This is a genomic window from Peribacillus sp. NPDC096622, assembly GCF_044762665.1.
Taxonomy (GTDB): domain Bacteria; phylum Bacillota; class Bacilli; order Bacillales; family DSM-1321; genus Peribacillus; species Peribacillus frigoritolerans_B.
Genome location: NZ_JBIWES010000001.1, coordinates 167,073 through 193,783, shown reverse-complemented (window position 1 = coordinate 193,783; position 26,711 = coordinate 167,073). Strand labels below are relative to the sequence as shown.

Genomic DNA, 26,711 nt, shown 5'->3' with positions numbered 1-26,711 from the left:
ATGCATGGTGGAATGTTTGGGTATTTAATACTTTAATAACCGTTTTATTTCTAATGTCAGTAAGAAGGTTTGATCGTTTTGATACTAGCTGCTGTTATATTGAGTGGTTTGAGCTTATTAAAGCATAAAACTAACTATAAAAAGATTTGCTGAAAAACCCCTCCCGTCAATCTTATCCTTTTATATCTGTTGCAGATCCATTCTTCTCCAGGAGCTGCCCAGAAAGATGGACAGCCCTTATTTTTTTAAGAGTGGCCGATGCACCAAAAGAATGAGGTTGGAGAATTGCCGTGCGAATGGCAAGACGGCCAAAGAGGTCAAGATATTGAAAATGACACTGGCATGCGCGAGCTGTGTGCCTTTGTTTTCGGTGAAAAAGGCAGCAGTCCTTTCCAGGATGTCCACAAAAGGCAGGAATGCGGCAACCCCGATGACGTTCAGCCAAATATGTGCATAAGCTGTGAAGGCAGCTTGTCTGCCAGAACCGATGCTGGCCATGTATCCGGTGATGCAGGTGCCTATATTCGATCCGAGCATGATGATGATTGCCGAGGAGACAGATAACTCCCCATTCATCAAAAAGCTCATGGCTATCCCGATGGTTGCCGAACTGGAGTGAATGAGTGCCGTCAATAATATCCCCGCAAATAGGGCATAACTCATATGGCCCTCTATGTAATGGATGAGCGTTTGTATGGATGGATAGGCTGCAATCGGTGTCGAAAGCGTTTTAAAACCGCTCATCGCCGCGAAGATGGATGATATTCCGATCAGGGACATCCCTATGCTTCTCGGTAATGCTTTTGGCATGAAGCAAAGGAAAGCGCCGCTTACGGCACCGGGAATGATCCAACGATCCAAAGAGAACGTCATGAACTCTGCTGTAAAGGTGGAGCCGATATTCGTTCCCAGAATAATCCCGATTGTTTGCGGGAATGTTAAGCTACCTGCGGAAACGAGGCCGACCGTCATGACCATGACCGCCGAACTGCTCTGCAGGATCCCGGTAAAGATGGTTCCGGCCAAGAAGCCTTTCCATGGCTTATCCGTAACCTTTGAGAGAAAAGTTTTTAATGCTGCACCGGACATATTGAACAGTCCAATTCGTAAAACTGACATACCCGCCAAAAATATCGCAATGAATAAAATGAATAAAAATAGCTCATGCATGACTGTCACCTCTTAGTAAGCTTATGGCCCATCAACGGGAGACATGCTATAAATTGGATTTTCATGCAAGTTGAATCATCGTTTAGTGAAAAATTATGATAATAACATGATTATATTCAAAATAAGTTTGATTATATTGGTTGACCTGCTAAAGATGATATATTATAATTGTTTAGTACATGTATAACATGTTGACAACTTGAGTTAGTGTGTTGTTTTCGGAGGGAGGGAAAGAGATGTCTAAAACCGTCGTTCGTAAAAACGAATCGCTTGAAGATGCTCTTCGTCGTTTCAAACGTACTGTATCTAAAGCAGGATCGCTTCAGGAAGCTAGGAAGCGTGAATTTTATGAAAAACCAAGCGTAAAACGTAAGAAAAAGTCTGAAGCTGCAAGAAAACGTAAATTCTAAGAGAGGGTGGAAAGATGAGTCTTCTCGAGCGTTTAAATAATGATATGAAACAAGCGATGAAGAACAAGGAAAAGGACAAACTATCTGTTATTCGGATGCTGAAAGCTTCTATTCAAAACGAAGCCATGAAGCAGAGACAAGATTTAACAGATGATGAAGAATTGACAGTGCTCTCTCGCGAATTAAAACAACGCAAAGACTCCCTCCAGGAGTTTGAAAACGCAGGTCGTTCAGATCTCGTGGATAAAGTCCGCACCGAACTAGTATACGTAGAGGCATATATGCCTCAGCAACTTTCAGAAGAAGACATTTCTAAAATCGTTAAACAAACGATTTTAGAAATCAATGCAACATCCAAAGCAGATATGGGGCGAGTTATGGGAGCTTTAATGCCTAAAGTTAAAGGTAAAGCGGATGGTTCTCTAGTAAACAAATTAGTACAACAACATCTATCTTAAACTCTAAACTTAAAACTCGAAACCTAACCGCAGGCAACTTGCCTGTGGTTTTTGTGTATTTCATGAATTTTATGCGTATATTATTGAAACGAAGCCAAGATAATAGGGGCACTTTTAATTTTATTTGCTTTTTTTGAAACCTTTTTCATATACATACGTAATAACTAAAGAACAGGGTAAAGGGTTGCTTCATTTGCTCCTTATTCGAATTTTAGTTGCGGGCTGAATTTATTGGTAGGTTCCTGGGTATAGGGGCGCTTACCGCGTTTAATACGGGAAAGGGGGCGTTCCGTTGAAAATTTGGCGTTATTTATCTGTACTCTTATTTGGATTGCTGTTCACCATGTCTTCTTTTGGGGGTTCGACGGTATCTGCAAACGAGAAGATCGTTTACCATGTACCAATTGAAGAGACGGTGGAAAAGGGACTCTCGGCCTTTTTGGAACGCGCACTGACCACTGCTGAAGCAGCTGATGCAGATCTTGTCGTTTTCGAGGTGAATACCCCTGGAGGTGCTGTGGATGCAGCAGGGGAAATTGCAAAGTTACTGTCCGATTCACCAATCAAGACAGTTGCCTACGTCAATAACAGGGCTTTATCTGCTGGGGCATACATTTCTCTAAGTGCAGATGAGATCTATATGGTTCCGAGTGCCACCATGGGATCTGCGGCTGTTATTGATTCAACGGGGAACGCTGCAGGTAAGAAAGCGCAATCTTATTGGTTGGCTGCCATGAAAACTGCCGCTGAACAAAATGGGCGTGATCCCATATACGCCCAGGCGATGGCGGATGTTGACATCGATCTACCCGAATATGGAGCTGAAAAAGGGAAGTTGCTGACATTTACAGCCGAACAGGCAAAAAAGGCTGGATATAGTGAAGGCACCGTCTCTGGGAAAGCGGAGCTGTATAGTATACTTGGAGTTGAAGATGCTGATATTCGGTCAATCGAAGAAAGCTTCCCTGAGAAACTTGCCCGCTTTTTGACCAATCCGATAGTCGTTCCCATTTTATTGACGATAGCGGGAATCGGGATTGTGATGGAATTGTTTTCACCTGGTTTTGGAATTCCGGGGGTCATTGGAATCACCAGTCTTGTCTTATTCTTCTATGGTCACCTTGTCGCTGGTATCACCGGATACGAATCGTTAGCGATGTTCATCATTGGGGTCATTCTCGTACTAATTGAATTTTTTATCCCAGGGGGGATTATCGGGCTGCTCGGGTTTACAGCGATAGTGGGGAGTCTGTTCCTCGCGACAGGTGATCCGGTCCATATGACGATCTCCTTGCTAATTGCGGTCACCGTATCCATTTTGGTATTCATCCTACTTGTAAAGGTGTTTGGAAAACAGATGAAATTTTTCAGGAAAATGATATTAACCGATGCAACAAAAACGGAACAAGGATATGTCAGCAATCCGAATCGTTTGGATTTATTAGGTGCAGAAGGGAAGGCCCTAACAGATTTGAGGCCTTCAGGTACAGCTTTGGTCAAAGAAGAAAGAGTGGATGTCGTGTCCGAAGGAAGTTTTATTTCCAAAGGTTCGACAATCATTATCGTTAAAGTTGAAGGATCAAGGGTAGTCGTCCGGGAAATTCCGGATTCAAATTAAAATCAAAAGATACAGGAAGGATGAATCATTTAGTGATAACTTCAGGAACGATATTTATTGTACTGGCAGTGATTGCTGCTATCATCGTATTGGCAGTGTTTTTCACATTCGTACCAGTAATGTTATGGATTTCTGCTTTAGCGGCAGGAGTCAAAATCAGCATATTTACATTAGTTGGGATGAGGCTTCGCCGTGTTATACCAAGCAGGGTCGTCAACCCTCTTATCAAGGCCCATAAGGCTGGAATCAATGTTTCAACGAATCAATTGGAGAGCCATTACCTTGCAGGCGGTAATGTCGATCGAGTGGTAAATGCATTAATTGCTGCAGAACGTGCCAATATCGTGCTGCCTTTCGAACGGGGTGCAGCTATTGACCTTGCTGGCCGTGATGTACTGGAAGCCGTTCAAATGAGCGTTAACCCGAAAGTTATCGAAACTCCATTCATCTCTGGTGTGGCGATGAATGGTATTGAAGTGAAAGCGAAGGCAAGGATCACGGTCCGAGCCAATATTGAACGCCTGGTCGGTGGTGCCGGTGAAGAGACGATCATTGCCCGTGTAGGTGAAGGGATCGTATCGACGATCGGTGCTTCGAAAATGCATACGGATGTACTGGAGAACCCCGATTTGATTTCAAGAACGGTTTTATCGAAAGGGTTGGATTCAGGAACGGCATTCGAAATCCTATCCATTGATATCGCTGAAGTGGATATCGGTAAAAATATCGGGGCCATATTACAGACGGACCAAGCCGAAGCCGATAAGAAAATAGCCCAGGCAAAGGCCGAAGAACGACGTGCAATGGCTGTTGCGCTTGAACAGGAAATGGTTGCCCGTGTTCAGGAAATGAGAGCGAAGGTTGTACAATCCGAAGCGGAAGTTCCATTGGCCATGGCCGATGCACTGAAAAGCGGAAACCTTGGAGTGATGGATTATATGAATATCCAAAATATCACGGCCGATACGGATATGCGCGATTCCATCAGTAAAATATCAGACAATCCAAAAGATAACAACAATAACCATAATAATAATTAGGTCAGGGAAGGAAGGTCTTTAAATGGGAGATTTTATTGATTTCTTTCTCGAGAACCCATTCCTTATCATTGTCTTGATCGGTATTTTATCATCCATGTTAGGAAAGAAAAAACAGCCTCAAGATCCTAACACGCCTCCGAAAAAGAAATGGCAGGAGGTAATGCAGGAGCTTCAAGGTGAAATGCAGCAAGGGAATCAGCAGCAAAGACCTGCACCTGCTCCCGTAAGGAAAGTCGAACAGCAGGCAGCTCAGGCTGCAGAAGTGATCGATGAAACGAAGAACGAAGCGAACAAAAGGATTGCGGAGCTTAGACGGCTGCAGCAGAAGTACGATCAAGAGCGTTTGCATCAAAAAGCGAAGGCGGATCAACTTACATCAACGATTTCTGATAATAACAGTCCGGTCTATCGCAAAGGACCGTCTTTTGGCAAAAAGCAGCTGATTGATGGCATCATCATGTCAGAAGTGCTGGGACCGCCAAGAGCGAAGAGAAGTCTTCATAGGTCCAGAAGGTGATTCGGAGCCCCGGGCTTTTTTTAGACCGTCATTAAATGAGCATGAAAAAATAGACTTTCATTCACTTATAATTTTGTGCTAGAACCCTCTTTCATTTCATACATATGAGATGTTTTAAAGGGGGTTCTTTTTATCTTTACACTAACTACAGAAAGAATGAATTTATTATGGCGTGTGGATGAACCGACTATGGGGTTATCCTGCCCAAGACACCAGTGAAAATGTTGAAATATACCCCCCGTATCTTCAACATAAATAAAAGACCCCTTGAGGAGTCTTTTATTATTGCATTGCTTCTAGTTCATTCTTCCTGTTAATCAGTGTTCGCTTCTTTATTCCAGTCATTGCTTCAACTTCTTTGTATGTGTGAGTCTTTAACAATTCTAATGCGTGTTGTACTTGTTGCTTGGAGTGTTTTCTAGGTCTACCTTCTCTGAAATCATCACGTTGTTTTGCCAATGCTTTACCTTCTTGAGTTCGTTCTACAATCATATCTCGTTCAAACTCTGCGAATGAACTTAATATATTGAAAATCAGTCTGCCTGTTGGGGTGTTTTCAACCAGTCCCATATTAAGAATGTGAACCTTTACACCTCTTGTAAATAGCGCCTTAACCGTTTGAATACCTTCAAGTGCCGACCTAGCAAATCTATCTAGTTTTGTGACGACTAATGTGTCGCCTTCTTGTAATACGTCAAGCACCTTGTTGAACTCAGGTCTATCTGTTTTAGTACCTGTGAACTTCTCCTTATATATAACCTCGCATCCTTCTGCTTGTAACATTTGGATTTGAACCTCTAAATCTTGTGCAATTGTTGAAACTCTTGCATATCCATATTTCATTATTAATTCCTCACTTTTCATCATTCATTTATTGCACTAAGTTATTGCACCTCTTGATGCTTATTATAGCAAGGTCATTAAAAAGGTGCAATAACTTTCAAGTATTTGCACTTTAATCAAAAACAATACGATAAAAGGGTAGTTATTCAGTTACGATTCTAAACAGTAATCTTTACTCCAAGAACACCCTGCTAAAAGAATGGCAGTGATTCATTATCTAGGACTAAAATTCATTCGATGATTGCTATCGAACAAAATAAGTGTTTTTCTATCACATTTAATGATTTATGAATGTTTAACATCCCTATTAATTGCATCGTATCGAACAATAAACGATTGAGTGTATGTGAGTAAGGGCGGTTTCCGATATACAAATCATCAAACAAACTATCCTGTAGCAGGCTTACACCACGTTCAGATATAAATGATAAGGGGGAAAGGTGCAAAACCTCACCCTATGCCATTATAAGCGTCTCCGAGCGTGTTATAATGAACCTTAGTGGTAATTTCTACCTCAAGGTTAAAAGTATACCATATGGTTTGGTAATCATTGGGAAGTCGGGTGAGGAAATGAAAAAATGCTGTGTTAACTGTTTTGAAGACGATGGTTTTTGGAGTTACATAAATGAAAATGGTTTTATAGGTAATTGCGATTTTTGCAAACAAATTGATGAAAAGTGTTTATACTTGGACAATGAAATTTTTGCAAAGATGTTTAGTCTATTTAAAAAGATGTATATAGAAAATCAAGGTATAACAAGTAAAACGTTGTATTCTACTATAGGGGAATGGAAGCTGTTTTCAAATTCCACTGCGGATGATACGTTACTGATTAAGTTATGCCAAATCCATGGCATGAAATACGAGGGGTATTACGTATTTAATTCTGACTACAACCATTTAACTAATGAGTGGTATAAGTACAAAAACTCAGTTAAACATCAGAATAGATTTATTAATTCACTTCCAGTTGAAATTGAAAAATTGTTGTCTAACCCCCCTTGGGAGTTTTATAAATTGGTACATAAAGAAAATACTCTTTTTCGAGCAAGAGTTGGTAGCGCAGATGGTAAAACTGCCCCTCACGCTGCAAATTTGTTTGATATGGGAATGCCACCAATTCACCGAGCGAGGGCAGGAAGAGCCAATCCAGATGGAATACCTTATCTTTATTTAGCAGGTAGTGAGGAAACTGCAATAGCTGAAGTAAGACCTTCGTGCGGAGCATTAATAACGATAGCAACATTCAACTTAAAAGAGAGTCTAAATACCATTAACTTTTCGGTTTTTAATGACAAAAGTTTATTTGATTATATGAAAAGTGAAAATGTTGATGAAGCAATAAGCCAACTTCAATTCTTTAATAATCTCAGTTCTGAAATGTCTCAACCAATTTCGCCAAGTGATTCTTATCTTGAATACATTGCAACACAATACGTTACTGAGTTTATTAAAAATGAGGGTTACGATGGTATTATATTTGATAGTTCATTAGGTACGTCGCAAAATGTGGTTCTTTTTACGCAAGAAAATGTAGAAGTAACTGCTACAGAACTCATAAAAATTGAACAAATACGATATGTATTTTCTGAAGCATATTAGGATTGAAGTTGAAGTTAAAAGTCAAGGTTAAGGAAACCGTATAACGAACGCAAGAAGGTAAGTCACGATCGTTGCTTACCTTCTTGTTAGACTCACAGTTTCTAGCGGTTAGAGGTAAAGAATTCATCAACCTCAAGTATAATCTCGGGACAATAACGAATAACAATTAAAGATGAACACCAATCTACAATACTCCTGCCAAGAAGGCAGGAGGTATCATAACCAGAATGACGATATCTAAGTGGTGCGAGGAATTGTTTCTTTGTCTCTTCGTCAGTTAAAATATTCTGTAGTGCTGTATATCCATGGCTTTCTAATGAATAGCCTGAATACAATAAAGGATGCGTGCCTTCAAATCTTGAGGCTAATTGAGTAAAACTACTTGCACCCCCATAGAGACTATACCACTTGGGAGGAAAATGTTTGTTTTTCTTTTCTAACTTTGCTTTTTCTTTATGCCATACTTTATTTACAGATTTCAACGGTTCTTTTGACAAAGAGGATTTGAAATTTGCTACTCTTTCTTTCAGTTCTTCTAAAGAGTATACATCTGAGAGTTCGTCGTATTTAGCTGCATTTTTTGCCCATGTTAATTGTTCGTGCATGTAAGCAACATAGTATGAGTTTGCACGATTTGGCAATAAGTTCTCTTTTTCAAAAATGAATTGTATACCAATAAATGTTTCGTACAATGTTCTAATTGCTGAGGTGGCTGCACTGTTTGATTCATGGTCTAGAAGAATAAATAAGCCATCTGCTTGCTCTAGTACCTTTCTATACATCGAAATAATGATTACATCATGGTGTTTTAAATTATCTTTACTAGCGCACAATTCTAGAATTTGTTGACCAGCTAATATCGCTTTACTCAATGTATTAAGGACTGGATATTCAGTCCAGTCTTCAATATTTGTTTTCAGAACTTCATCAAATAAACTCACTCAGAATCCTCCTTGTTGTAATGGCTTCCCCAATACCACAGCCTTATCTAAAGCAGTTAACAAGGGGAATTTTCGTCAATTAACTCAACCCCATCCACAACTTTAACTTTACCATAAAGCACCATGTATTAAGTTGTTTGTTGAACTAATCTGTCCTTTTGTTGATAATGAATTTGAATTTTTCAAGCCACGATCGTAGCTTACCTTCTTGTTAGAACTGTCATCTATTAGTTTGGTGTGAAATCAAGGGAGTTTATAAGGGGATTGATTTTACGAAAAACTGCTCAAACTTTATTACTTGTATTATAATTAACTATAGAGAGGCAAAAACTGGGAGTGGGTGTGTAAATGAGAAAGAACTTTGTCATTTCAAAACAAAGTGATATTGAGGGTTTTAGTTCTTTTAAATGCTCTTTATGCAGTGAAGAATTCAAACTGAAAACAAACGAAGTTCAAGAAGATGATGTTCTTGAGGTGTTTTGTCCCAATTGTGGGTTACCAAGTCCCATTTCCTCATACTACACTGATGATATATTAGAACATGCAGAGACACTTGTTATGAACGAAGCAATGGATATGTTGAATGACATGTTTAAAGGCTTAGAGAAAACTGCAAAGAAGAGCAAGAACATAACTTTTAAAAGAGGCAAGTCGTTACCAATTACACAACCAAGGGCATTGTATGAGAATGACGACTTGGAGCAAATTGAGTTCATATGCTGTAATAGAAATGCAAAACTCTCACTATTGTCTAAGACAATAAAGCCGTTTTGTCCATATTGTGGGGTGAATTAATTGGAAAAAATCATCGATGTAAAAGAATTCAAATTAATATCTAGGCAATTCAGAAGAACTGCAGGGGATTTACTCAATGCTCAAAATACAAATGAAGCAATGAGGTTAGCTATAAGGTTTATTTCGAACATAGACAGTGAGCCAATCCTGTCCGACTTTATAAGTAAAAACAATGTTCTAGAGTTTGATATGAAGGAAATAATAGAACAACGGAACTATCATGATAAATTTAACATTCCAATAAAAGTAAATGAAGAAATAGCTTTCATTTATCAGCTTTTAAAATACGCCACGGAGAATTTTGACAGATACGATACTATTTCACGTAGTTATGCAATGTACCGTGGTGCAAAGATTTCTGACAGTATTCGTGAGTTTAACAGGGAAGTTGTAAAGCTATTAGTAAATCATATAACAGACTATTTGGAAGAGAAGGCGATCGAATTGGGTATTGATGAAAAACCAAATGCAAAAGTATTAGTACATGGAAACGTTGGGCAACTCAACTTTACTGAAACAGGAAATATTCAAGCTAACCAAACGAACAATCAAAGTGGTAATGAAGAACTTCTAACGTTGGCTAAAGACCTCATTGCCATTTTGAAGGAAACAAAAATTGAAAATGCCACTGATAAAGAAGATGCTATTGATTTTGTGGAAGAAGCAACAAATTCTATTGAAGCTGGAAACCAACCAAAACCATCTGTTATCCGTAGAGCAAAGGAGTCTTTAAGCAAAATAAGACCTGCTGTAGAGGATGCTTCTTATTTAGCTTCCCAAATGGATAAGGTTATTCAAGCATTTGGGAACATACAATTCTAAATATGGAAAAGCCTATCTTGAAATAGTAGTAGATACAGAAAAAAGCTTGAGGATGTAAACTACCCTCAAGCTTTTGTATTGATTGTAATGATTAACTAAAGCACACGTTATTTTACAAACCTATTTCATTGACCTTGCAATTTCTAACATTTTTTCTTCCGATAATCTTGAACTATTCATTTCTATGTACGTTCCATCTTGAATCCAACGAAGTAAGCCACCAGTAATGATTTCCCCATTATTATCCACATTTCCACTATCTACCCACTTTAAAAAATAACCCTTATTTCCATTAATATCAACTTGCTGAGCAGGGGGTAATTCGGCTTCTGATAATGTTGAACCTCTACTCTGATGAATAGCAACCATTAGCTTTGTATCGTTGCTGTCCATATAATGTAGCATTATCCAAGGAGTAGTTTTGGTATCTAATGTCCAATAATCAGGAATCTTTTTGGGAGTCAAAACGGTAAAGTCAACCTTTTTCTTTATTTCTGAAATCGTTACGCTGTTGTGATTATACTTAATTTCTTTAGCCGTGGTTGTCATTGGGCTACTACCTAACAGGATTAGGGCAATGAATAAACGAATAAGAAATACCATTTTACTTCCTCATTTCTAATTGAAAATTTCTGTATTAGTTTCTCCGTTCAGTCCCCGTTTAAGTACAATGCTTTACAATCAATATAGCTTTTTGCGAAAACAAAATAAAAGACTGGTTTTATTAGCTTGCCGTATCATGTCTTGAAACCAACCCAAGTCCAATCATCTGCTCCATTAATCTAATTCATAGTGAATTCGAACATACGTTCTAAAAGAGCGGAAAAGAGAACAGCCGAATGGCTGCTTTAATTTTTGGCTTTGTTAATTTGGTAATTCATTTTACAGAATTTGCAATTTCCACCAATGTTTCTGATGTTACTTTATCAGAAATTCTCTTATCAACACTTAACATATATTGCCATCCATCTTTTTCGAAAATTAAAAGGTTAATCACACTAGAAGCCTTGGCACTATATATGGCAGTATTTCCATCATTTAATTTGAAAGTTTGGTCAATAAAACCTTTTTTAAATTTAATTCTATTTTCAACTGGTCTAACCCGAATCATATAGTGGTTTTCAGAGAGGCCTTTATTAAAGTATTCAACCTCAAAGCCATCATTGATTTTACCTTTAGGGTTATTAAACCTGCCGTAATTATGAGTGAACGGTACTGGAGGTAATTGAATAGGCAAAGAAATAGTATGATTAAAATGCTTATTACTATCTTGTAAAGCTTGATGTACTGAAGTGTAACCAATTTCAGAAAGCGACTTTTCAAACTCTTTACTGTCATTACTTGCGTAAGTTGTTCCAGTGAATGTGAAGTAAAAAGGAATACATAGGACAAATAATCTTAATAACCTAATAACAATCACGCCCTTTCTTATTATTAAATAAGATGCCCTGAAGCATTGAAGATATGAGTTATTAAGTAGTGTTTATCTTTAATACAGCACAGTACGAGTACACTATGCTTGTTGCCTGCCTCGTTAGTTCGTCAAGAATATCAACAACATCCTTTAACAGAGCCTAATTTTTAAAGATGATGGTTTTACTTGATTTCAAGTTAAATTTTTCCTTCAATTCCTTATTAGCCTTTTTGTACTCTAAGGTATACTTCTCCTTAATTTCAGATATGCTCCTATCAAATTCTCTGCTTAATATTGCCTTTTTGTTCTGCTTTTCTTTATTAAATCCATATTCCCAAGGTTGCAGTTGAGAGTAATCTATTTGTACATACCTTAATATTCTGTCTTTAGTTGTGTACCCGTGACGATCGATATCATTTAAGATAAACCTCTCAATCTGAGTTTGAACATATTGACTGTACTCTGATATATAGCGTTCATCATGGAATACTGAATCTGCAAACTCTTGTCCAAATACCCTTATTAAGAAGAACTTGCTGAATCCATTTGCACGAAAATTATTATCTATAAGGAGTTTGGCTCTTCGATTTGCTTCAGTCAACAATTCATCATTGTAAAGAGGGATAGTGTAAAAATTGATGGGTGACAGCTTTTTATAGTCTATACCCATTTTTTTGGCTAATGCTTTTGTTTGACTAATTGCTCTACGCTCTGTCATTCGATTATTAGTTTCATCGTATTTGATTTTGTTCAATAACCCTACCGTACAAAAGATTGAAATGTTTCGATTCCACGTATTGTAACTACTAAAGTATTTTGCTAAGTATCTTGATGATGCAAAAAAATAGTAGTTCCCTTCATTTCGTGCTACGGGACTAACTATTTTTTCTCTTGAATACTCAATTAATGTTGTTAAGAAGTGTACTCTACGTTTAATCATTCTATAGAGGAAGGGATACTTTTTCTCTAATTGTTCTTCGTTGTTTAGTTGTTCAAGATTCCATTCTATTTTTACATAATGTGGGGTTATTTCTTCGAAAGTTAAGTTATATTTGGCTTTAAATTCCTCGGTTCTTTCTTCATTGACCGCAGTGGATGTAAACTCATAGTTAACTCCATCTTTTTTATCTTGAATGGTTCTCATATCAATGGGTATGAATTGCTTATATACCTCTTTTTCGTTACTACTCAATTTATCACCCTTAATCCATTGTTTTTACTGTGAGGTTATCATACTTATAACTAAGTGGAACAATAAATCATATCAGTAATTTAGATGCACTCAGGAGCAAATCAATACATACTGTCAATCACTGTTAAGCTAAAGGATACCATTGTTCATACTTCATAGGATATCCTTTGGGTGTATAGACAAATCAACAAAATCACCTTGTTCAACTTCATAATATCCTTCTAATGGACTTGTAACTTCAATTCTTTCATTTACCCTTACGTAATTAACCTTCTTAATTATCAGCTTTAACAGCCTGTTACATTCTTCTAATTCCCCGCTTTGATAGGTTGTATGGAACTGCATTATCCGCTCCAATTTAGCTTCATATTGATTGCTTAAGGCTTCTATGTCTAATGATTGCAATTTCTCTTGTAGGTCATCAATGGTCTCAGATAAACGCTGCAATTCAGCTTCTGTACTTGCTTTCTTATCATGAAACTGTTCCCTTGTTAAATCTCCGTCTGCACGCATTTCAATATATCCCGCAAGTCGCTTTTTCAATTTACCCTGTGTTTTTTCAATTTCCTTTATAGCTTGTACTAGGTTATCTTTTGAGTCAACTTTAGGGATTTCAAGTGCCTTCTGCCATTCATCACGATAGAACCTTTCCAAAAATTCAAAATCAGTAATGAATTGTTCTAGCAATTTGTTTTCTACAATGCCCCTATTTCCGCATTTACAAGCTTTGAGATAGATTGTATTAGCTTGTTTGGAATCCTTCTTCATTCCCATCTTCGAACCGCATTCCATACAGTATACAAGGTCTTTTAATATAGATATCACATTGCCCCTAGAACGGTTTCGAACTTCTAAATCACCGCTTACTCGCCCTCTGACAGCTTGTTGTACTGTAATGAATTGTTCCTTGCTAATGATTGCTTCGTGAGCATTCTTTGAGATAATTGTTTCAGTGGTTTTCCCTTTCTTATCTTTAACATTGTATATAATTCTTCCTGTGTAGGTTTCATTTTTAAGTATGGTATTAATAGAAGTTAAAGTGAATGCTTTACCAGTTCTCGTTTTTTGTCCAGTTAGCTTTCTTACGATCGTGGGGATTCCATTACCGTTCTCAGCATAGTTGAATATCTGTCGAACAAGGTTAGCTTCTGATTCAACTATTACAAGCTTCTTGTCGTCCCCTCGTTTGTATCCAACGGGAGGGACACCTTGCACCCATTGACCTCGTCTTACACCTTCTATTTTACCGTTCCTCATTCTGCGAATGATGGTTTTTAACTCTTTACTTGATATCATTGATTCCATATCAAAGATAAAACGGTCTGATTCATCGTTCAGATTCAATATTCTGCTTGGAGTGATGATGGGTACATCATTCTCTTCTAATACCTTTGCAATCATTTGTGAATAGAGATTATCACGAGCAATCCTACTGAGTTCGACTACAACTAGTCCATCATACAAGCCTTGTGCAATATCTTTAAGTAATTGTAATAGGACTTTTCTCTCTTCAAATTTGCCTCCCGATTCAATCTCTTCATATAACGTGTACTTATATGATTTTGATTCGCATAATCTTGTAGTAATTGTTCTGTGATTGAGTAGAACATCTTCAGATTCATTATTATCCCTTGAGATTCGATTATAGATGGCTACCGTTTTAATTAGCATGTTATGAACTCCTATAGAATAGTATGGTATTAAGATTAAATTATATCATAGCTACAGTCTGTAAGTAATCTCATACATTGAGATGAAAGGGGGTTCTTTTTTATGGCACGCAATTGGGGAAAAAAAGTGAAACAGCTTATGACCAAAACAATGGACCTTCCGCAAGATGTCATGATGGACCTGCCGCGAATTACAATGATCGGACAATTACATATTTATATTGAAAACCATCGTGGCTTATTGGCTTTCACAGACAGCGAAGTACGGTTGATGCTGAAAAATGGGCAGTTGCTGATAAAGGGAAATGCCTTTGTCATAAAGACGATTTTGCCGGAAGAAATCATGCTCGAAGGCAAAATTGACAAGGTTTATTTTATCAATGAATGATCCCGGGAGGTCTCCATGAAAAACCAATGGACAAACTATTATACAGGCTATGTAAAGGTGAAGGCTTATGGAAAAGGTGCAGAACGGTTGATTAATATGCTGACGAGAAGGGGGCTTCATATCTGGGAAGTGAAGCGTGTCGGAAGTGAAGCCCTGATTTTCCATATGGAAATCAGGGATATCCCCAAACTCCGTCAGGTCATGCGTAAGAGTGATTGTAAAGTAAAATTCATGCAGGGAAAGGGTTTCCCTTTCCTGATGAAGAGAGTCATGAAAAACAGCGGGTTTTTAGCGGGGATGATCGCTTTCCTGCTTTGCATATTCGTGCTTTCCAATATGGTATGGGGCATTGAGGTTCAAGATGCCAAACCGGCAACCGAGCATGCCATCCGGAAAGAATTGGACAAGATGGGCGTGAAGATCGGTAAAGTGCAATTCTTTGTTGATGATGTGGATACGATTCAGCGTAAGCTGTCGGACCGGATTGGTGCATTGACATGGGTGGGGGTTGAGCTAAAGGGAACGACATATCATTTTCGGGTTGTGGAAAAACGGCAGCCTAAAGAGGTCGAGAAAACATCTCCACAGAATTTGGTAGCATCAAAAAAAGCGATCATCACTGATATGTTCGTTGAAAAAGGACAATCTATTGTTAATGTGAATGATTATGTAGGAAAAGGACAACTTCTTGTATCAGGGTTGATTGGAAAAGAGGATAAACAGGAAATTGTATCCGCAAAGGGAGTAATAAAAGGGAAAACGTGGTATAAAGCGAAAGTGGAGGTTCCGTTAAAAACCAAGTTTTCTGTTTTTAACGGGGATGAAACGAGCAAGCACTTTTTGAAAATGGGGGGCTTTTCCCTTCCGGTATGGGGTTTCAAGGATCCGGGATATGAAAAACAGGAAAAGGAAACGACAGTGAGGCCTTTTCACTTTCTTCAATGGGAATTGCCTATTTCTTATAAACAAGTGACCTTAAGGAGCAAGGAAGATATTGTACGAAGTTATACGGAGAAAGAAGCCGTTGAGGAAGGCAGGAAAATGGCTAAAGCGGAATTAAAAAAACATTTAGACGAGGAAGATGAAATCGTCGAGGAAAAAATTTTGCACGAAAGCATGGAGAATGGTAAAGTTAAATTATCTATACATTACCAAGTTATTGAAGATATAGCGATTGGACAGCCAATCATTCAAGGAGACTAACGAATGGCAGATGATGTGAAAGTAATTAAGCTCGAAATCGAATCACCCAATGAGGCGATCGCTTTATTGGGCAATGGAGATTCAAATGTAAAAGTGCTCGAAGAGGAACTTGGCATTTCCGTCATAACCCGGGGCGAAGCGGTGAGTGTTGCCGGGGATATCGAGCGGGTAACGATGGGGGAGGAAATCCTCAAGGCATTATTGACAGTGGTCAGAAAAGGAATTGCGATTAGTTCCAGAGATGTGCTTTATGCAATTGAATTGGCAAGAAAAGGCACATTGGAGTATTTCGGTGAATTATATGATGAGGAAATCGCTAAAACGGCTAAGGGGAAATCCATTAAAGTCAAAACAATCGGGCAGAGATACTATATCCAGGCAATAAAGAAACAGGATCTTGTATTTGGAATTGGGCCTGCCGGAACCGGGAAGACCTATCTTGCTGTAGTGATGGCCATCAATGCTTTGAAAAATGGACATGTTAAACGGATCATCCTGACACGGCCTGCCGTCGAAGCAGGGGAGAGCCTTGGTTTTCTGCCTGGTGATCTGAAGGAAAAGGTAGATCCTTATCTAAGGCCGTTGTATGACGCTCTCCATGACCTCCTAGGGATGGAACAGACGCAAAGGATGATAGAGCGCGGAACGATCGAAATAGCTCCCCTGGCTTATATGAGGGGGCGTACGCTTGAAGATGCCTTTGTCATTTTGGATGAAGCCCAGAATACGACGGAAGCCCAAATGAAGATGTTCTTGACCAGGCTTGGTTTCGGATCGAAAATGGTCATTACGGGAGATCGGACCCAGATTGACCTTCCAAAAGGTATGAAGTCAGGTCTTGTCCGGGTAGAAGAGATATTGAAGAATGTTAAAGGCCTTTCCTTTGTTTATTTTGAACAAAGTGATGTAGTAAGACATCCGCTTGTCGCCAAAATCATCACTGCTTACGAGCAGGCGAAGTCATAAGAAAAAATCCGCCATTTCAATCGGCGGATTTTTCGTGATGTGTCTAAATAACAAACTTTATGGTGAAAAAGTGGATAGGAAATGACAGAACCTTTACATTTATCAATACGAAGGTGAAAATTCATATGAAAACTGTTATGATTTTACATATCTAGAATAATAAACATCATTTTTTTAGGAGGACCTTCCTTGAATCGTATCCAGAAATTTTTCACTCAAATAAAAGGGCTGTTGGTCCATCGCTTTTTTCAAGTGCTTTTGTTCATCATTCTTGGTTTGTTTGCGTATGGTTTGATGTTCTCCAATGTTAAGCCGGAAAGGGTACAGGTAGAGCTTTTTAAGCCTGCTGAACAAACAATCCGTTCAACCAAGACTGTGGAAGATACCTATAAGACGGAACAGGAAAAAGAAGAGATTTCAAAACAGGTTGCGGATGTTTATTCTTTAAAAAAAGAATATGCCAAAAATAAAGTCGATCTGATTTCATCCATTTTCGATTCAGCAATTGAGGTGAATAAAGAAACGGACACCGATGAAGATCATAAAGAGGATGAGGATAAAAAAGAGACCGTAAAGACGGATGCTCAAAAAGTTTCCATACTAAAAGAAAAATTGACCGATGAAGTGAATAAAAATATCGAGGAATCCGTTTTCCTAGCATTAGTGCAGGCGGATGAAGATGAGTTGAAAATAGCGAAGGATTCAACCATTACGGCAGTGAATAATGTGATGAGCTCCCGAATCGCTGCAAGTGACGTCGAAAATGCCAAGAAAAAGGTAGTAGAGGAATTGGGTTATATGAGCATTAGCGGCGAAATGAAAAAAGCCTCTACTTCCCTTGCGCGTACGGCAATCATCCAGAATGTATTTTTCGATAAGGACAAAACCGAGGAACAGCGAAGGAAAGCGGTTGAAAGCGTGGAGCCAATCAGGATCCTTCAAGGTCAGATCATCGTTGAAGAAAATCAATTAGTGGACAGGGATGTATATAGGCAGCTTGAACTGGCAGGCTTCTTGAATACGGAGTCTACCATATACCCGTATATCGGCCTGCTGTTATTCATATTCCTGACTTTTGCCGCTTTTTATTACTATTTCTACTATTCCATTTCCAAAAAGGATAACAAGTACAATCAGTTATTGATCTTCAGTCTTGTCTTTATCCTTTCAATGGCTACCATGAAAACGGTCAGCATTCTGGCAGACCTGAAAAACTCGAACCTGGAATACATTTTCCCGGGTGCCATGGCGGCGATGCTCATCAAGATATTATTGAATGATAAGTTAGCGGTAGCAATGATCATATTGTTAGGTTCGTATGGTACGATTATATTTAATGGTGATACCCCTGGAAATCTGGATTTCTCGATGGGGCTGTATATCATTTTCGGGGGATTGACGGCAATCATCATTCTATCCAGGCCCAATTTCAAATCAAAGGTGCTGGTAGCGGGGCTGCTATTGTCTTTAATCAATATGGCATTCGTTTTTTCGCTCATCTTTATTATGGACAGCCATTATACTAGAATGGAGTACCTATATTATGCTGCTGCTGCCATGGGTTCTGGAGTGGGTTCAGCCGTTTTGACTATGGGACTGCTACCGTTTTTCGAGGCTGGTTTCGGGATTTTATCATCGATTAAGCTTATCGAGCTCGCGAATCCCAATCATCCGCTATTGCGGAGGATCTTGATTGAGGCTCCGGGGACATATCATCATAGTGTAATGGTCGCCAATTTGGCGGAATCCGCTTGTGAAGCCATCGGCTCGAATGGATTGCTGGCAAGGGTCGGCAGTTATTACCATGATATCGGTAAAACGAAACGGCCGCACTTCTTCATCGAAAATCAGATGAGTGAAGAGAACCCGCATGATCGGCTGCAGCCGGAAACGAGCAGGGATATCATCATTGCCCATGCCGTAGATGGCGGGGATATGCTGCGCAGTCACAAATTCCCGAAAGAGATTGTGGATATTGCAGAGCAGCATCATGGAACCACATTATTGAAATTTTTCTACCATAAGGCAAAAAAACAGGATGAGTCCACACTCGAAGCGGCCTACCGATATCCAGGGCCGAGGGCGATAATGAAGGAAGTAGCCGTCATCGGCATAGCGGATAGTGTGGAAGCTGCAGTGAGATCGATGAAGCACCCAACTCCGGAGAAGATTGAAGAGCTGGTAAGTTTCATCATTCAGGACAGGATTTCTGATGGTCAATTTGATGAATGTGACATCACTATGAGAGAATTGAGTATCGTGAAGCATTCCTTATGTGAATCGCTGAATGGTATCTTCCACTCCAGGATTGAATATCCGGAGCCGGATAAATTAGGACAGAAGGTGAAAGAATGATTTTAGCTATCGATTTAATGGATGAAACGAATGAAGTAACGGAGGAAGCTCAGCAGCTTGTTGAAAGCATTCTGCAATTTGCGGCAAGAAAAGAAAACATTGAAAAAGACACCGAGCTGTCTGTCACATTTGTAGACAATGATAGGATTCAGGAAATCAATAAAGAATATCGTCATAAAGATTCAGCTACAGATGTAATTTCCTTTGCGCTTGAAGAAATGGGCGAAGACGAAGTGGAAATTGTCGGAGCGGAAATGCCCCGCATGTTAGGGGATATCATCATTTCCATTGAACGCACGAAAGAGCAGGCTGAAGAATATGGTCATTCATTTGAACGGGAACTTGGATTTTTAGCGCTGCATGGTTTTCTTCATTTATTGGGATTCGACCACATGAATGAAGAAGATGAAAAAGTGATGTTCACAAAACAAAAGGAGATCTTGGAAGAATATGGACTTTCAAGAGAAGGGTAAAAAAAGGTATCCTTTATTAAAAAGTTTCTCTTTTGCCTGTCAGGGAATTTTGGAAGCTGTTCGGACTGAACGCAATATCAAGATTCATTTCGCGTTAACGGCAATCGTCGTATTCTTTGGTTGGCACTTCTCATTGAATGGGATGGAGTGGCTTTTCATTTTGGCGGCCATAGCCGGTACGATTACGTTGGAGCTCGTTAATTCTGCGATCGAAAGGGTAGTGGACCTGGTAACGGATCAAATCCATCCGCTTGCCAAGCAGGCAAAAGATATTGCAGCCGGAGCTGTATTCATATATGCTATATTTTCTATAATAGTTGGATTGATTATCTTTTTGCCTAAGTTTGGCCTGTAGGTTGCCGAAATGGTACTCAATTTGAAAGGAAGATGTGAATTGAATACAAAAGAATTGATTGAGGAAGCTAAAAAAGCAAGGGATAAAGCATATGTGCCTTACTCCAAATTTAAAGTGGGGGCAGCCCTTTTGACCGCTGATGGAAAGGTCTATCATGGTTGTAATATAGAAAATGCTGCATACAGCATGTGTAATTGCGCCGAAAGGACAGCTTTATTCAGCGCTTATGCCCATAACGATAAAAAATTCACCAAACTTGCAGTCGTGGCAGATACCGATGGTCCCGTTTCTCCATGCGGGGCATGCAGGCAGGTTATTTCAGAACTGTGCGAAAAGGACATGCCGGTCGTTTTGACCAACTTAAATGGGGATATTAAAGAACTAACAGTACAGGAATTGCTTCCAGGAGCTTTTTCACCGGAGGATTTAAATGGATAAACTATTTGACGATAAACAAGTAAAAGATTACAAATCAGGTTTCATTTCAATTATTGGACGACCTAATGTTGGAAAGAGTACATTTCTGAATCGGGTCATCGGTCAAAAAATCGCCATTATGAGCGATAAACCGCAAACTACAAGAAATAAGGTCCAGGGTGTACTTACGCAAAACGATTCACAAATGATTTTCATCGATACACCCGGCATTCATAAACCAAAGCATAAACTTGGTGACTTCATGATGAAAGTGGCAACGAATACATTGAAGGAAGTCGATTTGATTCTCTTCATGATCAATGCGACTGAAGGATACGGACGCGGTGACGAGTTTATCATCGAAAAACTTCAATCCGTAAAAACGCCTGTTTTCTTGGTGGTAAACAAAATCGATGCGATGCATCCAGATGATTTACTTCCGATCATTGAAAAATACCAACAGCTTTACCCATTTGCGGCAGTCGTTCCGATTTCTGCGCTTGAAGGAAATAATGTGGATACACTGCTTGAACAAATCAAAGAGCATCTGCCTGAAGGTCCCCAGTTTTATCCAGCTGACCAAGTGACCGACCACCCGGAACGTTTTATCATTTCCGAATTGGTCCGCGAGAAGGTACTGCACCTGACACGGGAAGAAATTCCTCATTCAGTGGCTGTTGTCATCGATTCAATTAAAAAAATGGACAACAGCGACACCATCAATGTGATGGCGACGATCGTTGTAGAACGGGATTCACAAAAAGGCATTGTAATCGGAAAGCAAGGGAAAATGCTTAAAGAAGTCGGTAGCCGTGCCAGGGTGGATATCGAAAACCTATTGGGCTCTAAAGTTTTCTTGGAACTGTGGGTGAAGGTACAGAAGGATTGGCGCAACAAAGCAAGCCAGCTTCGCGATTATGGTTTTAATGAGAGCGAGTATTAATTAACAAAATTTACGCATCATGAAAGTTTGGAAAACGGTCAAGCTAATCATATGGTCGGATATTAATATTGCTAGTTAAAAATGAAAGGTGGGCTTTTAAATGTTGGATTTTACCTGGGAATTATTCACTGAAACAGGTAATGTGGACACCTATTTGCTGTTTAAGGAGATAGAAGTCGAGAGACAGGAAGGACACTTGGGAATGAATGATGAGCTAGCAGAAATTGATTTTCCTGTTTCATAGGTTAGCCTTGGCGAGCATGGGTGGTGTCTTGGTATGCTCCAAAAATGTGAGGGCATTGTCATAAGGCGTACTGCATATGGAGAAAATAACAAAATCATTACTATATATACCCGTGAGCTAGGAAAAATTGGCGTCATGGCTAGAGGAGCCAGTAAGCCTAATAGCAGGCTTTCTGCCGTCACACAGCTTTTTTGCTCCGGGTATTTTCTTGTAACTACATCAACCGGACTCGGCAGTCTTCAGCAAGGCGAAATGGTCGATTCACTCCGTTTCATAAGGGAGGATCTTTTTGCCACTGCTTATGCTTCATATATTGTTGAATTGCTTGATAAAAGCGTCGATGATAAGAAACCGAATCCATATTTGTATGAATTGCTTTCGCAAACCTTGCATTACATAAACGAGGAATATGACGCAGAGGTTTTGAAATTCATTTTTGAAATGAAGATGCTGCCCGTCAATGGGATTAACCCAGTGCTGAATCAGTGTGCTGTATGTGGTGAAACGGAAGGGGAATTCTCCTTCTCGCTTCGGGAAGCGGGCTTTATCTGTCACCGCTGTCTGGGGAAAGACCCTTATCATTATAAAATTTCACCTGCAGCCGTCAAATTGCTCCGAATTTTTTATTATTTCGATTTATCAAGGCTCGGAAACATTTCAGTCAAGCCAGAAACGAAAAAAGAACTGCGGAAGATAATCGATGCATATTATGAGGAATATTCCGGTCTGCATTTGAAATCAAAAAAGTTCCTGAAACAGATTGATACGATGAAAGATATGTTTTAGGATCTGACCTATTGACATTCCATGCTAGTTTGTATAAAATTCTAATCATCAAAATAAGAAGATTGCGTTGATGGAAAAGAGTATCTGTCATTCTCCATAAAAAGCGAACCCGGGACGGTGGAAGCCGGGATATGGATTTACAGGGAAGGGCGTTCCGGAGCATGTTGCTTTGAAAAGAGGCCGTTTAATAAACGGCAATTAGGGTGGAACCGCGGGTATACTCTCGTCCCTATGCATTTCGCATAGGGACGGGAGTTTTTTGTTTGCCAAAATGTAATGAGTTCCGACCTTTAATCTTAAAAAAGCCGTTTTAAATAACCTGGAGGTGTACGATGAATATTCAAAATATGATTTTAACGTTACAAAAGCATTGGTCTGAACAAGGGTGCATATTGATGAATGCTTATGATGTCGAGAAAGGGGCAGGAACGATGAGCCCATACACGTTCCTGAGAGCCATTGGACCGGAGCCATGGAGCGTCGCTTACGTAGAGCCTTCCCGCCGTCCGGCTGACGGTCGTTATGGTGAGAACCCTAATCGACTTTATCAGCATCATCAGTTCCAAGTGATCATGAAGCCGTCACCTGACAATATCCAAGAGTTATATTTGGATTCATTACGCGCTTTAGGGATAAATCCGCTTGAGCATGATATTCGCTTTGTGGAGGACAACTGGGAAAATCCATCACTAGGGTGTGCCGGTCTCGGTTGGGAAGTGTGGCTTGATGGGATGGAAATCACGCAATTTACCTATTTCCAACAAGTGGGCGGTCTTGAGTGTAAACCGGTTTCCGTGGAAATTACATACGGGATCGAACGTCTCGCCTCTTACATTCAAGATAAGGAAAACGTATTTGACCTAGAATGGACAGATGGATTCACAGTTCGGGATATATTCGGTCAGCCGGAATACGAACATTCGAAATATACGTTCGAAACCTCCGACCTTGATATGCTGTTTCAGCTTTTCACGATGTATGAAAAGGAAGCGCATCGCCAAATGGAAGAAGGACTTGTACATCCTGCATATGATTATGTTTTGAAATGTTCACATACATTTAACCTTTTGGATGCCAAAGGTGCCATCTCGGTGACGGAAAGAACGGGTTATATAGCCCGGTGCCGTAACTTAGCGCGTAAGGTTGCCAAAACCTTCTATGAAGAGCGGGAAAAATTAGGCTTCCCGATCCTGAAAGTGAAAGGGGAGAATACAAATGAGCAAGCGTGATTTGTTATTGGAGATTGGATTGGAAGAGCTGCCTGCCCGTTTTGTGACAGCATCAATGAAACAGTTGTCAGATAAAGTGCAGCAATGGCTAACGGAAAAAGCGATTGAATTCGGAACGGTTGAAGCTTTTTCCACACCAAGACGTTTGGCCGTATTGGTGAAGGACGTGGAAGAATCCCAAAAGGATATCGAAGAAGAAGCAAAAGGTCCGGCCAAGAAAATCGCTTTGGATAGCGAAGGCAACTGGTCTAAAGCTGCATTGGGATTCGTCAGGGGTCAAGGCATGACTTCAGAGGACATTTATTTTAAAGAACTCAAGGGTGTGGAATATGTCCATGTGAATAAATTCATAAAAGGACAGCAGACCGTTCAGCTTTTAACGGAGCTTGCTGAAATCATCAGTGGCATGACGTTCCCGAAAAATATGCGCTGGGCCAATCAGGAGCTCCGCTTCGTCCGTCCGATTAAATGGCTGATTGCCTTATTCGGCAATGAAATAGTGCCATTCAGCATTGCTGATGTGGAAACCGGCCGTGAAACAAAAGGTCACCGTTTCTTGGGCGACAGCGCCATCATCGAGCAGCCGGAACGGTACGAAGATGCGCTGAAAGAACAATATGTAATGGCGGATCCAGAAAAGCGCCGGCAAGTTATATTGGATCAGATTAAAGAGCTGGAACAGGAGAAAGGCTGGATCATCCCTGTCGATGAAGATCTGCTAGAAGAAGTAAATAATTTGGTAGAGTATCCAACGGTGTTATTTGGACATTTTGAAGAAGAATTCCTTGAGCTTCCTGCAGAGGTACTTATCACATCAATGAAGGAACATCAACGTTATTTCCCTGTTAAAGATCAGGACGGGAACCTGCTTGCTTACTTTGTAACCGTGCGTAACGGCGATGACCGCCATTTGGATAAGGTTTCTAAAGGTAATGAAAAAGTATTGCGTGCCCGCTTATCGGATGCAGCATTTTTCTATAAAGAAGATCAGAAAAAAGAGATTTCGGATGCTTTGAAAAAGCTTGACAGCATCGTTTATCATGAAGAAATCGGTACATTATCCGAGAAAACTGCCCGGGTAACTGAAGTGACCGGTGCCCTTGCGGATGCTTTGAATTTAAAGGCGGAAAAAGAAATGGCGCTTCGTACAGCGGCAATTGCCAAGTTCGATTTGGTAAGTAACATGGTTTATGAATTCCCTGAATTGCAAGGGTATATGGGTGAAAAATATGCTCTCTTGAAAGGGGAGGCCAAAGAAGTGGCCGCGGCTATCAATGAACATTATATGCCAAGGCATGCGGATGATAATGTACCGCCTTCAGTCATCGGAGCGGTAGTGAGTTTAGCTGAAAAAATTGATACTTTGTCTTCATTCTTCGCTATTGGCGTCATTCCGACAGGTTCCCAGGATCCTTACGCATTAAGAAGGCAGGCGAGCGGTGTCGTCCAAATTCTAGCTGAGAAGAAATGGAATATTTCATTAGAGGAGCTTATTACTTTAGGTCTTAAAGGACTGGAATCAAAAGGCATCTTAAAACGTGATCTTGAAGAAGTTAAAGCGGATATGTTCACATTCTTTAAAGCCCGTGTCAAACACCTGCTTCAAGAACAGCAAATCCGTTACGATTTGATTGACGCAGTTTTGCTCAATGAGATCGGTTATATCCACTCCATCGTGGAACGGGCACATGTATTGGATGCTAAAAAAGACGAAGCAGGCTTTAAAGAAAGCATGGAAGCTTTAAGCCGGGTCATGAACATTGCCGTAAAATGTGACAATAAGGTGACAGTCGACCCTGGTGCCTTTGAAAATGATCAAGAAAATGCGTTATACGTCAAATATCAAAAAGTGGCAAAGCGTTATAATGAATCTGAAGATGAGAATGAGCGGTTTGAACAGCTTGTTTCGCTTCAATCGGAAATAGAGCCATATTTCGAGAATACAATGGTCATGGCAGAAGATGAAGCGATCCGCAACAACCGTTTATCCTTAATGAAGGAAATCAGTGATTTGGTTGCAGGTTTTGCTGCCATGAATAAAATCATCCTTACATGATCGAAGGGATGTATGGGTATCGGAAACACTTTGAATAAGGGTTTCCGATTTCTTAAAAAGATAAATGATCAATAAATAGGCCAAAAATGCCCTAATTAAATAATTTAGTATATAATTATTAAATGAATAACTTTTGTTACTTTACTCTGCGAAAGCAGTGGGGTGGTGATTATAATCCAATTGAATAAGCGTCAGGAACAAATTTTACAAATTGTAAAAGAAAACGGACCGATTACCGGAGAACATATTGCGGATAGATTGAACCTTACCAGGGCGACACTTCGTCCAGATTTAGCGATTTTAACGATGGCAGGTTTTCTTGATGCCAGGCCCAGAGTGGGGTATTTCTATACAGGCAGGTCGGGGACACAGCTTTTGACAGATAGCCTTAACCATCTTTATGTACGGGACTACCAATCGATACCTGTCGTCGTTGACGAGGGCATTTCCGTGTACGATGCAATCGTCATGATGTTTTTAGAGGATGTCGGAACGATGTTCGTCGTCGATAAGCATGCATTGCTTGTTGGTGTCTTATCAAGGAAAGACTTATTGCGTGCGAGTATTGGGAAACAAGAGCTTAACTCCATTCCAGTCAATATCATCATGACTAGGATGCCCAATATTACAATGTGTTCAAAAGAAGACCTTTTGATTGATGTTGCCAAAAAATTGATTGATAAACAAATCGACTCATTACCGGTCGTTAAAGACACAGAAAAAGGCTATGAAGTAATTGGAAGGATTACAAAAACCAATATTACGAAAGCATTCGTAGCTTTGGCTGATGAAGGCTATTAGGGG

28 protein-coding genes and 1 other annotated feature are annotated in these 26,711 nt (G+C 39.8%); of the genes, 21 read left to right on the top strand and 7 right to left on the bottom strand.

What is annotated here, in order from left to right:
- Positions 1 to 237 precede the first annotated feature (237 nt).
- The gene (locus tag ACIQYG_RS00890) at positions 238 to 1,170 is read right to left on the bottom strand and encodes a Na/Pi symporter (protein WP_402835082.1); all 933 of its coding nucleotides are present in this window, start codon (positions 1,168 to 1,170) and stop codon (positions 238 to 240) included.
- 236 nt (positions 1,171 to 1,406) lie between these two features.
- Here ACIQYG_RS00890 and rpsU point away from each other — a divergent pair, with 236 nt between their 5' ends.
- The 5 genes from rpsU to ACIQYG_RS00865 all read left to right on the top strand — a co-directional run bounded on the left by rpsU (position 1,407) and on the right by ACIQYG_RS00865 (position 5,213).
- Positions 1,407 to 1,580, top strand: coding sequence for a 30S ribosomal protein S21 (gene rpsU, locus ACIQYG_RS00885; protein ID WP_028391853.1), 174 nt, complete (start codon positions 1,407 to 1,409; stop codon positions 1,578 to 1,580).
- Positions 1,581 to 1,594: 14 nt separating this feature from the next.
- Positions 1,595 to 2,038: a GatB/YqeY domain-containing protein gene (locus ACIQYG_RS00880; protein WP_402835081.1), complete on the top strand. Its 444-nt coding sequence runs from the start codon at positions 1,595 to 1,597 to the stop codon at positions 2,036 to 2,038.
- Between the two features lie 343 nt (positions 2,039 to 2,381).
- Positions 2,382 to 3,656, top strand: a complete 1,275-nt coding sequence (locus ACIQYG_RS00875) for an NfeD family protein (RefSeq protein WP_402835482.1) — start codon at positions 2,382 to 2,384, stop codon at positions 3,654 to 3,656.
- A gap of 50 nt (positions 3,657 to 3,706) precedes the next feature.
- Positions 3,707 to 4,696: a flotillin-like protein FloA gene (gene floA / locus ACIQYG_RS00870; protein ID WP_402835481.1), complete on the top strand. Its 990-nt coding sequence runs from the start codon at positions 3,707 to 3,709 to the stop codon at positions 4,694 to 4,696.
- 22 nt (positions 4,697 to 4,718) lie between these two features.
- The gene (locus tag ACIQYG_RS00865; protein ID WP_402835080.1) at positions 4,719 to 5,213 is read left to right on the top strand and encodes a hypothetical protein; all 495 of its coding nucleotides are present in this window, start codon (positions 4,719 to 4,721) and stop codon (positions 5,211 to 5,213) included.
- A gap of 282 nt (positions 5,214 to 5,495) precedes the next feature.
- Here ACIQYG_RS00865 and ACIQYG_RS00860 read toward each other — a convergent pair whose 3' ends face one another.
- Positions 5,496 to 6,056: a recombinase family protein gene (locus tag ACIQYG_RS00860; RefSeq protein WP_402835079.1), complete on the bottom strand. Its 561-nt coding sequence runs from the start codon at positions 6,054 to 6,056 to the stop codon at positions 5,496 to 5,498.
- A gap of 489 nt (positions 6,057 to 6,545) precedes the next feature.
- On the opposite strand from ACIQYG_RS00860, the gene ACIQYG_RS00855 reads away from it, so the two are divergent.
- On the top strand, positions 6,546 to 7,658 hold the full coding sequence (locus tag ACIQYG_RS00855) for an RES family NAD+ phosphorylase (protein WP_402835078.1): 1,113 nt from the start codon (positions 6,546 to 6,548) through the stop codon (positions 7,656 to 7,658).
- 101 nt (positions 7,659 to 7,759) lie between these two features.
- On the opposite strand, the gene ACIQYG_RS00850 is transcribed toward ACIQYG_RS00855, so the two are convergent.
- The gene (locus ACIQYG_RS00850) at positions 7,760 to 8,599 is read right to left on the bottom strand and encodes a DUF5677 domain-containing protein (protein ID WP_402835077.1); all 840 of its coding nucleotides are present in this window, start codon (positions 8,597 to 8,599) and stop codon (positions 7,760 to 7,762) included.
- A gap of 348 nt (positions 8,600 to 8,947) precedes the next feature.
- Between ACIQYG_RS00850 and ACIQYG_RS00845 the strand changes: the two genes are divergently transcribed.
- Positions 8,948 to 9,394, top strand: a complete 447-nt coding sequence (locus ACIQYG_RS00845) for a hypothetical protein (protein ID WP_402835076.1) — start codon at positions 8,948 to 8,950, stop codon at positions 9,392 to 9,394.
- Entirely contained in the window at positions 9,395 to 10,216 is an 822-nt protein-coding gene (locus ACIQYG_RS00840; protein ID WP_402835075.1) for a hypothetical protein, read from the top strand.
- 120 nt (positions 10,217 to 10,336) lie between these two features.
- On the opposite strand, the gene ACIQYG_RS00835 is transcribed toward ACIQYG_RS00840, so the two are convergent.
- From ACIQYG_RS00835 to ACIQYG_RS00820, 4 genes are all read right to left on the bottom strand, one after another.
- The gene (locus tag ACIQYG_RS00835) at positions 10,337 to 10,765 is read right to left on the bottom strand and encodes a DUF4367 domain-containing protein (RefSeq protein WP_402835074.1); all 429 of its coding nucleotides are present in this window, start codon (positions 10,763 to 10,765) and stop codon (positions 10,337 to 10,339) included.
- A gap of 328 nt (positions 10,766 to 11,093) precedes the next feature.
- The gene (locus ACIQYG_RS00830; protein ID WP_402835073.1) at positions 11,094 to 11,636 is read right to left on the bottom strand and encodes a hypothetical protein; all 543 of its coding nucleotides are present in this window, start codon (positions 11,634 to 11,636) and stop codon (positions 11,094 to 11,096) included.
- A 154-nt stretch (positions 11,637 to 11,790) separates the two neighbouring features.
- Positions 11,791 to 12,822 (bottom strand): hypothetical protein, encoded by a 1,032-nt coding sequence (locus ACIQYG_RS00825; RefSeq protein ID WP_402835072.1) that lies wholly within the window; start codon positions 12,820 to 12,822, stop codon positions 11,791 to 11,793.
- A gap of 153 nt (positions 12,823 to 12,975) precedes the next feature.
- On the bottom strand, positions 12,976 to 14,493 hold the full coding sequence (locus ACIQYG_RS00820) for a recombinase family protein (protein WP_402835071.1): 1,518 nt from the start codon (positions 14,491 to 14,493) through the stop codon (positions 12,976 to 12,978).
- A gap of 102 nt (positions 14,494 to 14,595) precedes the next feature.
- Between ACIQYG_RS00820 and yqfC the strand changes: the two genes are divergently transcribed.
- From yqfC to ccpN, 13 genes are all read left to right on the top strand, one after another.
- Positions 14,596 to 14,880, top strand: coding sequence for a sporulation protein YqfC (gene yqfC / locus ACIQYG_RS00815; RefSeq protein WP_034308511.1), 285 nt, complete (start codon positions 14,596 to 14,598; stop codon positions 14,878 to 14,880).
- Positions 14,881 to 14,895: 15 nt separating this feature from the next.
- Positions 14,896 to 16,083: a sporulation protein YqfD gene (gene yqfD, locus ACIQYG_RS00810; protein ID WP_402835070.1), complete on the top strand. Its 1,188-nt coding sequence runs from the start codon at positions 14,896 to 14,898 to the stop codon at positions 16,081 to 16,083.
- Positions 16,084 to 16,086: 3 nt separating this feature from the next.
- Entirely contained in the window at positions 16,087 to 17,049 is a 963-nt protein-coding gene (locus ACIQYG_RS00805; protein WP_034308506.1) for a PhoH family protein, read from the top strand.
- A gap of 189 nt (positions 17,050 to 17,238) precedes the next feature.
- Positions 17,239 to 19,404 (top strand): HD family phosphohydrolase, encoded by a 2,166-nt coding sequence (locus ACIQYG_RS00800; RefSeq protein WP_402835069.1) that lies wholly within the window; start codon positions 17,239 to 17,241, stop codon positions 19,402 to 19,404.
- Positions 19,401 to 19,877: an rRNA maturation RNase YbeY gene (gene ybeY, locus ACIQYG_RS00795; protein WP_402835068.1), complete on the top strand. Its 477-nt coding sequence runs from the start codon at positions 19,401 to 19,403 to the stop codon at positions 19,875 to 19,877. The genes ACIQYG_RS00800 and ybeY overlap by 4 nt, the downstream gene beginning before the upstream one ends.
- On the top strand, positions 19,855 to 20,232 hold the full coding sequence (locus tag ACIQYG_RS00790) for a diacylglycerol kinase family protein (RefSeq protein WP_402835067.1): 378 nt from the start codon (positions 19,855 to 19,857) through the stop codon (positions 20,230 to 20,232). Before ybeY ends, ACIQYG_RS00790 begins: the two co-directional genes overlap by 23 nt.
- A 39-nt stretch (positions 20,233 to 20,271) precedes the next feature.
- On the top strand, positions 20,272 to 20,670 hold the full coding sequence (locus ACIQYG_RS00785; RefSeq protein ID WP_144479374.1) for a cytidine deaminase: 399 nt from the start codon (positions 20,272 to 20,274) through the stop codon (positions 20,668 to 20,670).
- Positions 20,663 to 21,592 (top strand): GTPase Era, encoded by a 930-nt coding sequence (era, locus tag ACIQYG_RS00780; protein WP_076365244.1) that lies wholly within the window; start codon positions 20,663 to 20,665, stop codon positions 21,590 to 21,592. The genes ACIQYG_RS00785 and era overlap by 8 nt, the downstream gene beginning before the upstream one ends.
- A 100-nt stretch (positions 21,593 to 21,692) precedes the next feature.
- Positions 21,693 to 21,836, top strand: coding sequence for a YqzL family protein (locus ACIQYG_RS00775; RefSeq protein WP_402835066.1), 144 nt, complete (start codon positions 21,693 to 21,695; stop codon positions 21,834 to 21,836).
- Between the two features lie 33 nt (positions 21,837 to 21,869).
- The gene (recO, locus tag ACIQYG_RS00770; protein ID WP_402835065.1) at positions 21,870 to 22,622 is read left to right on the top strand and encodes a DNA repair protein RecO; all 753 of its coding nucleotides are present in this window, start codon (positions 21,870 to 21,872) and stop codon (positions 22,620 to 22,622) included.
- A 58-nt stretch (positions 22,623 to 22,680) separates the two neighbouring features.
- Positions 22,681 to 22,856: a binding site (T-box leader), on the top strand.
- 98 nt (positions 22,857 to 22,954) lie between these two features.
- Positions 22,955 to 23,851 carry a glycine--tRNA ligase subunit alpha gene (gene glyQ / locus ACIQYG_RS00765; protein ID WP_034308488.1) on the top strand — a complete coding sequence of 299 codons (897 nt, stop codon included), beginning with the start codon at positions 22,955 to 22,957 and terminating at the stop codon, positions 23,849 to 23,851.
- Positions 23,838 to 25,907 carry a glycine--tRNA ligase subunit beta gene (glyS, locus tag ACIQYG_RS00760; protein WP_402835064.1) on the top strand — a complete coding sequence of 690 codons (2,070 nt, stop codon included), beginning with the start codon at positions 23,838 to 23,840 and terminating at the stop codon, positions 25,905 to 25,907. The genes glyQ and glyS overlap by 14 nt, the downstream gene beginning before the upstream one ends.
- A 162-nt stretch (positions 25,908 to 26,069) precedes the next feature.
- The gene (gene ccpN / locus ACIQYG_RS00755) at positions 26,070 to 26,708 is read left to right on the top strand and encodes a transcriptional regulator CcpN (protein ID WP_034308483.1); all 639 of its coding nucleotides are present in this window, start codon (positions 26,070 to 26,072) and stop codon (positions 26,706 to 26,708) included.
- The last annotated feature ends 3 nt before the right edge of the window (positions 26,709 to 26,711 follow it).

What these genes read in the sequence shown, in the direction of transcription:
- ACIQYG_RS00890 (WP_402835082.1), bottom strand. Translation starts at nt 1,170, where the DNA reads ATGCATGAGCTATTTTTATTCATTTTATTCATTGCGATATTTTTGGCG.
- rpsU (WP_028391853.1), top strand. Translation starts at nt 1,407, where the DNA reads ATGTCTAAAACCGTCGTTCGTAAAAACGAATCGCTTGAAGATGCTCTT.
- ACIQYG_RS00880 (WP_402835081.1), top strand. Translation starts at nt 1,595, where the DNA reads ATGAGTCTTCTCGAGCGTTTAAATAATGATATGAAACAAGCGATGAAG.
- ACIQYG_RS00875 (WP_402835482.1), top strand. Translation starts at nt 2,382, where the DNA reads ATGTCTTCTTTTGGGGGTTCGACGGTATCTGCAAACGAGAAGATCGTT.
- ACIQYG_RS00865 (WP_402835080.1), top strand. Translation starts at nt 4,719, where the DNA reads ATGGGAGATTTTATTGATTTCTTTCTCGAGAACCCATTCCTTATCATT.
- ACIQYG_RS00860 (WP_402835079.1), bottom strand. Translation starts at nt 6,056, where the DNA reads ATGAAATATGGATATGCAAGAGTTTCAACAATTGCACAAGATTTAGAG.
- ACIQYG_RS00855 (WP_402835078.1), top strand. Translation starts at nt 6,546, where the DNA reads ATGAACCTTAGTGGTAATTTCTACCTCAAGGTTAAAAGTATACCATAT.
- ACIQYG_RS00845 (WP_402835076.1), top strand. Translation starts at nt 8,948, where the DNA reads ATGAGAAAGAACTTTGTCATTTCAAAACAAAGTGATATTGAGGGTTTT.
- ACIQYG_RS00835 (WP_402835074.1), bottom strand. Translation starts at nt 10,765, where the DNA reads ATGACAACCACGGCTAAAGAAATTAAGTATAATCACAACAGCGTAACG.
- ACIQYG_RS00820 (WP_402835071.1), bottom strand. Translation starts at nt 14,493, where the DNA reads ATGCTAATTAAAACGGTAGCCATCTATAATCGAATCTCAAGGGATAAT.
- yqfC (WP_034308511.1), top strand. Translation starts at nt 14,596, where the DNA reads ATGGCACGCAATTGGGGAAAAAAAGTGAAACAGCTTATGACCAAAACA.
- yqfD (WP_402835070.1), top strand. Translation starts at nt 14,896, where the DNA reads ATGAAAAACCAATGGACAAACTATTATACAGGCTATGTAAAGGTGAAG.
- ACIQYG_RS00805 (WP_034308506.1), top strand. Translation starts at nt 16,087, where the DNA reads ATGGCAGATGATGTGAAAGTAATTAAGCTCGAAATCGAATCACCCAAT.
- ybeY (WP_402835068.1), top strand. Translation starts at nt 19,401, where the DNA reads ATGATTTTAGCTATCGATTTAATGGATGAAACGAATGAAGTAACGGAG.
- ACIQYG_RS00790 (WP_402835067.1), top strand. Translation starts at nt 19,855, where the DNA reads ATGGACTTTCAAGAGAAGGGTAAAAAAAGGTATCCTTTATTAAAAAGT.
- era (WP_076365244.1), top strand. Translation starts at nt 20,663, where the DNA reads ATGGATAAACTATTTGACGATAAACAAGTAAAAGATTACAAATCAGGT.
- ACIQYG_RS00775 (WP_402835066.1), top strand. Translation starts at nt 21,693, where the DNA reads ATGTTGGATTTTACCTGGGAATTATTCACTGAAACAGGTAATGTGGAC.
- recO (WP_402835065.1), top strand. Translation starts at nt 21,870, where the DNA reads ATGCTCCAAAAATGTGAGGGCATTGTCATAAGGCGTACTGCATATGGA.
- glyQ (WP_034308488.1), top strand. Translation starts at nt 22,955, where the DNA reads ATGAATATTCAAAATATGATTTTAACGTTACAAAAGCATTGGTCTGAA.
- glyS (WP_402835064.1), top strand. Translation starts at nt 23,838, where the DNA reads ATGAGCAAGCGTGATTTGTTATTGGAGATTGGATTGGAAGAGCTGCCT.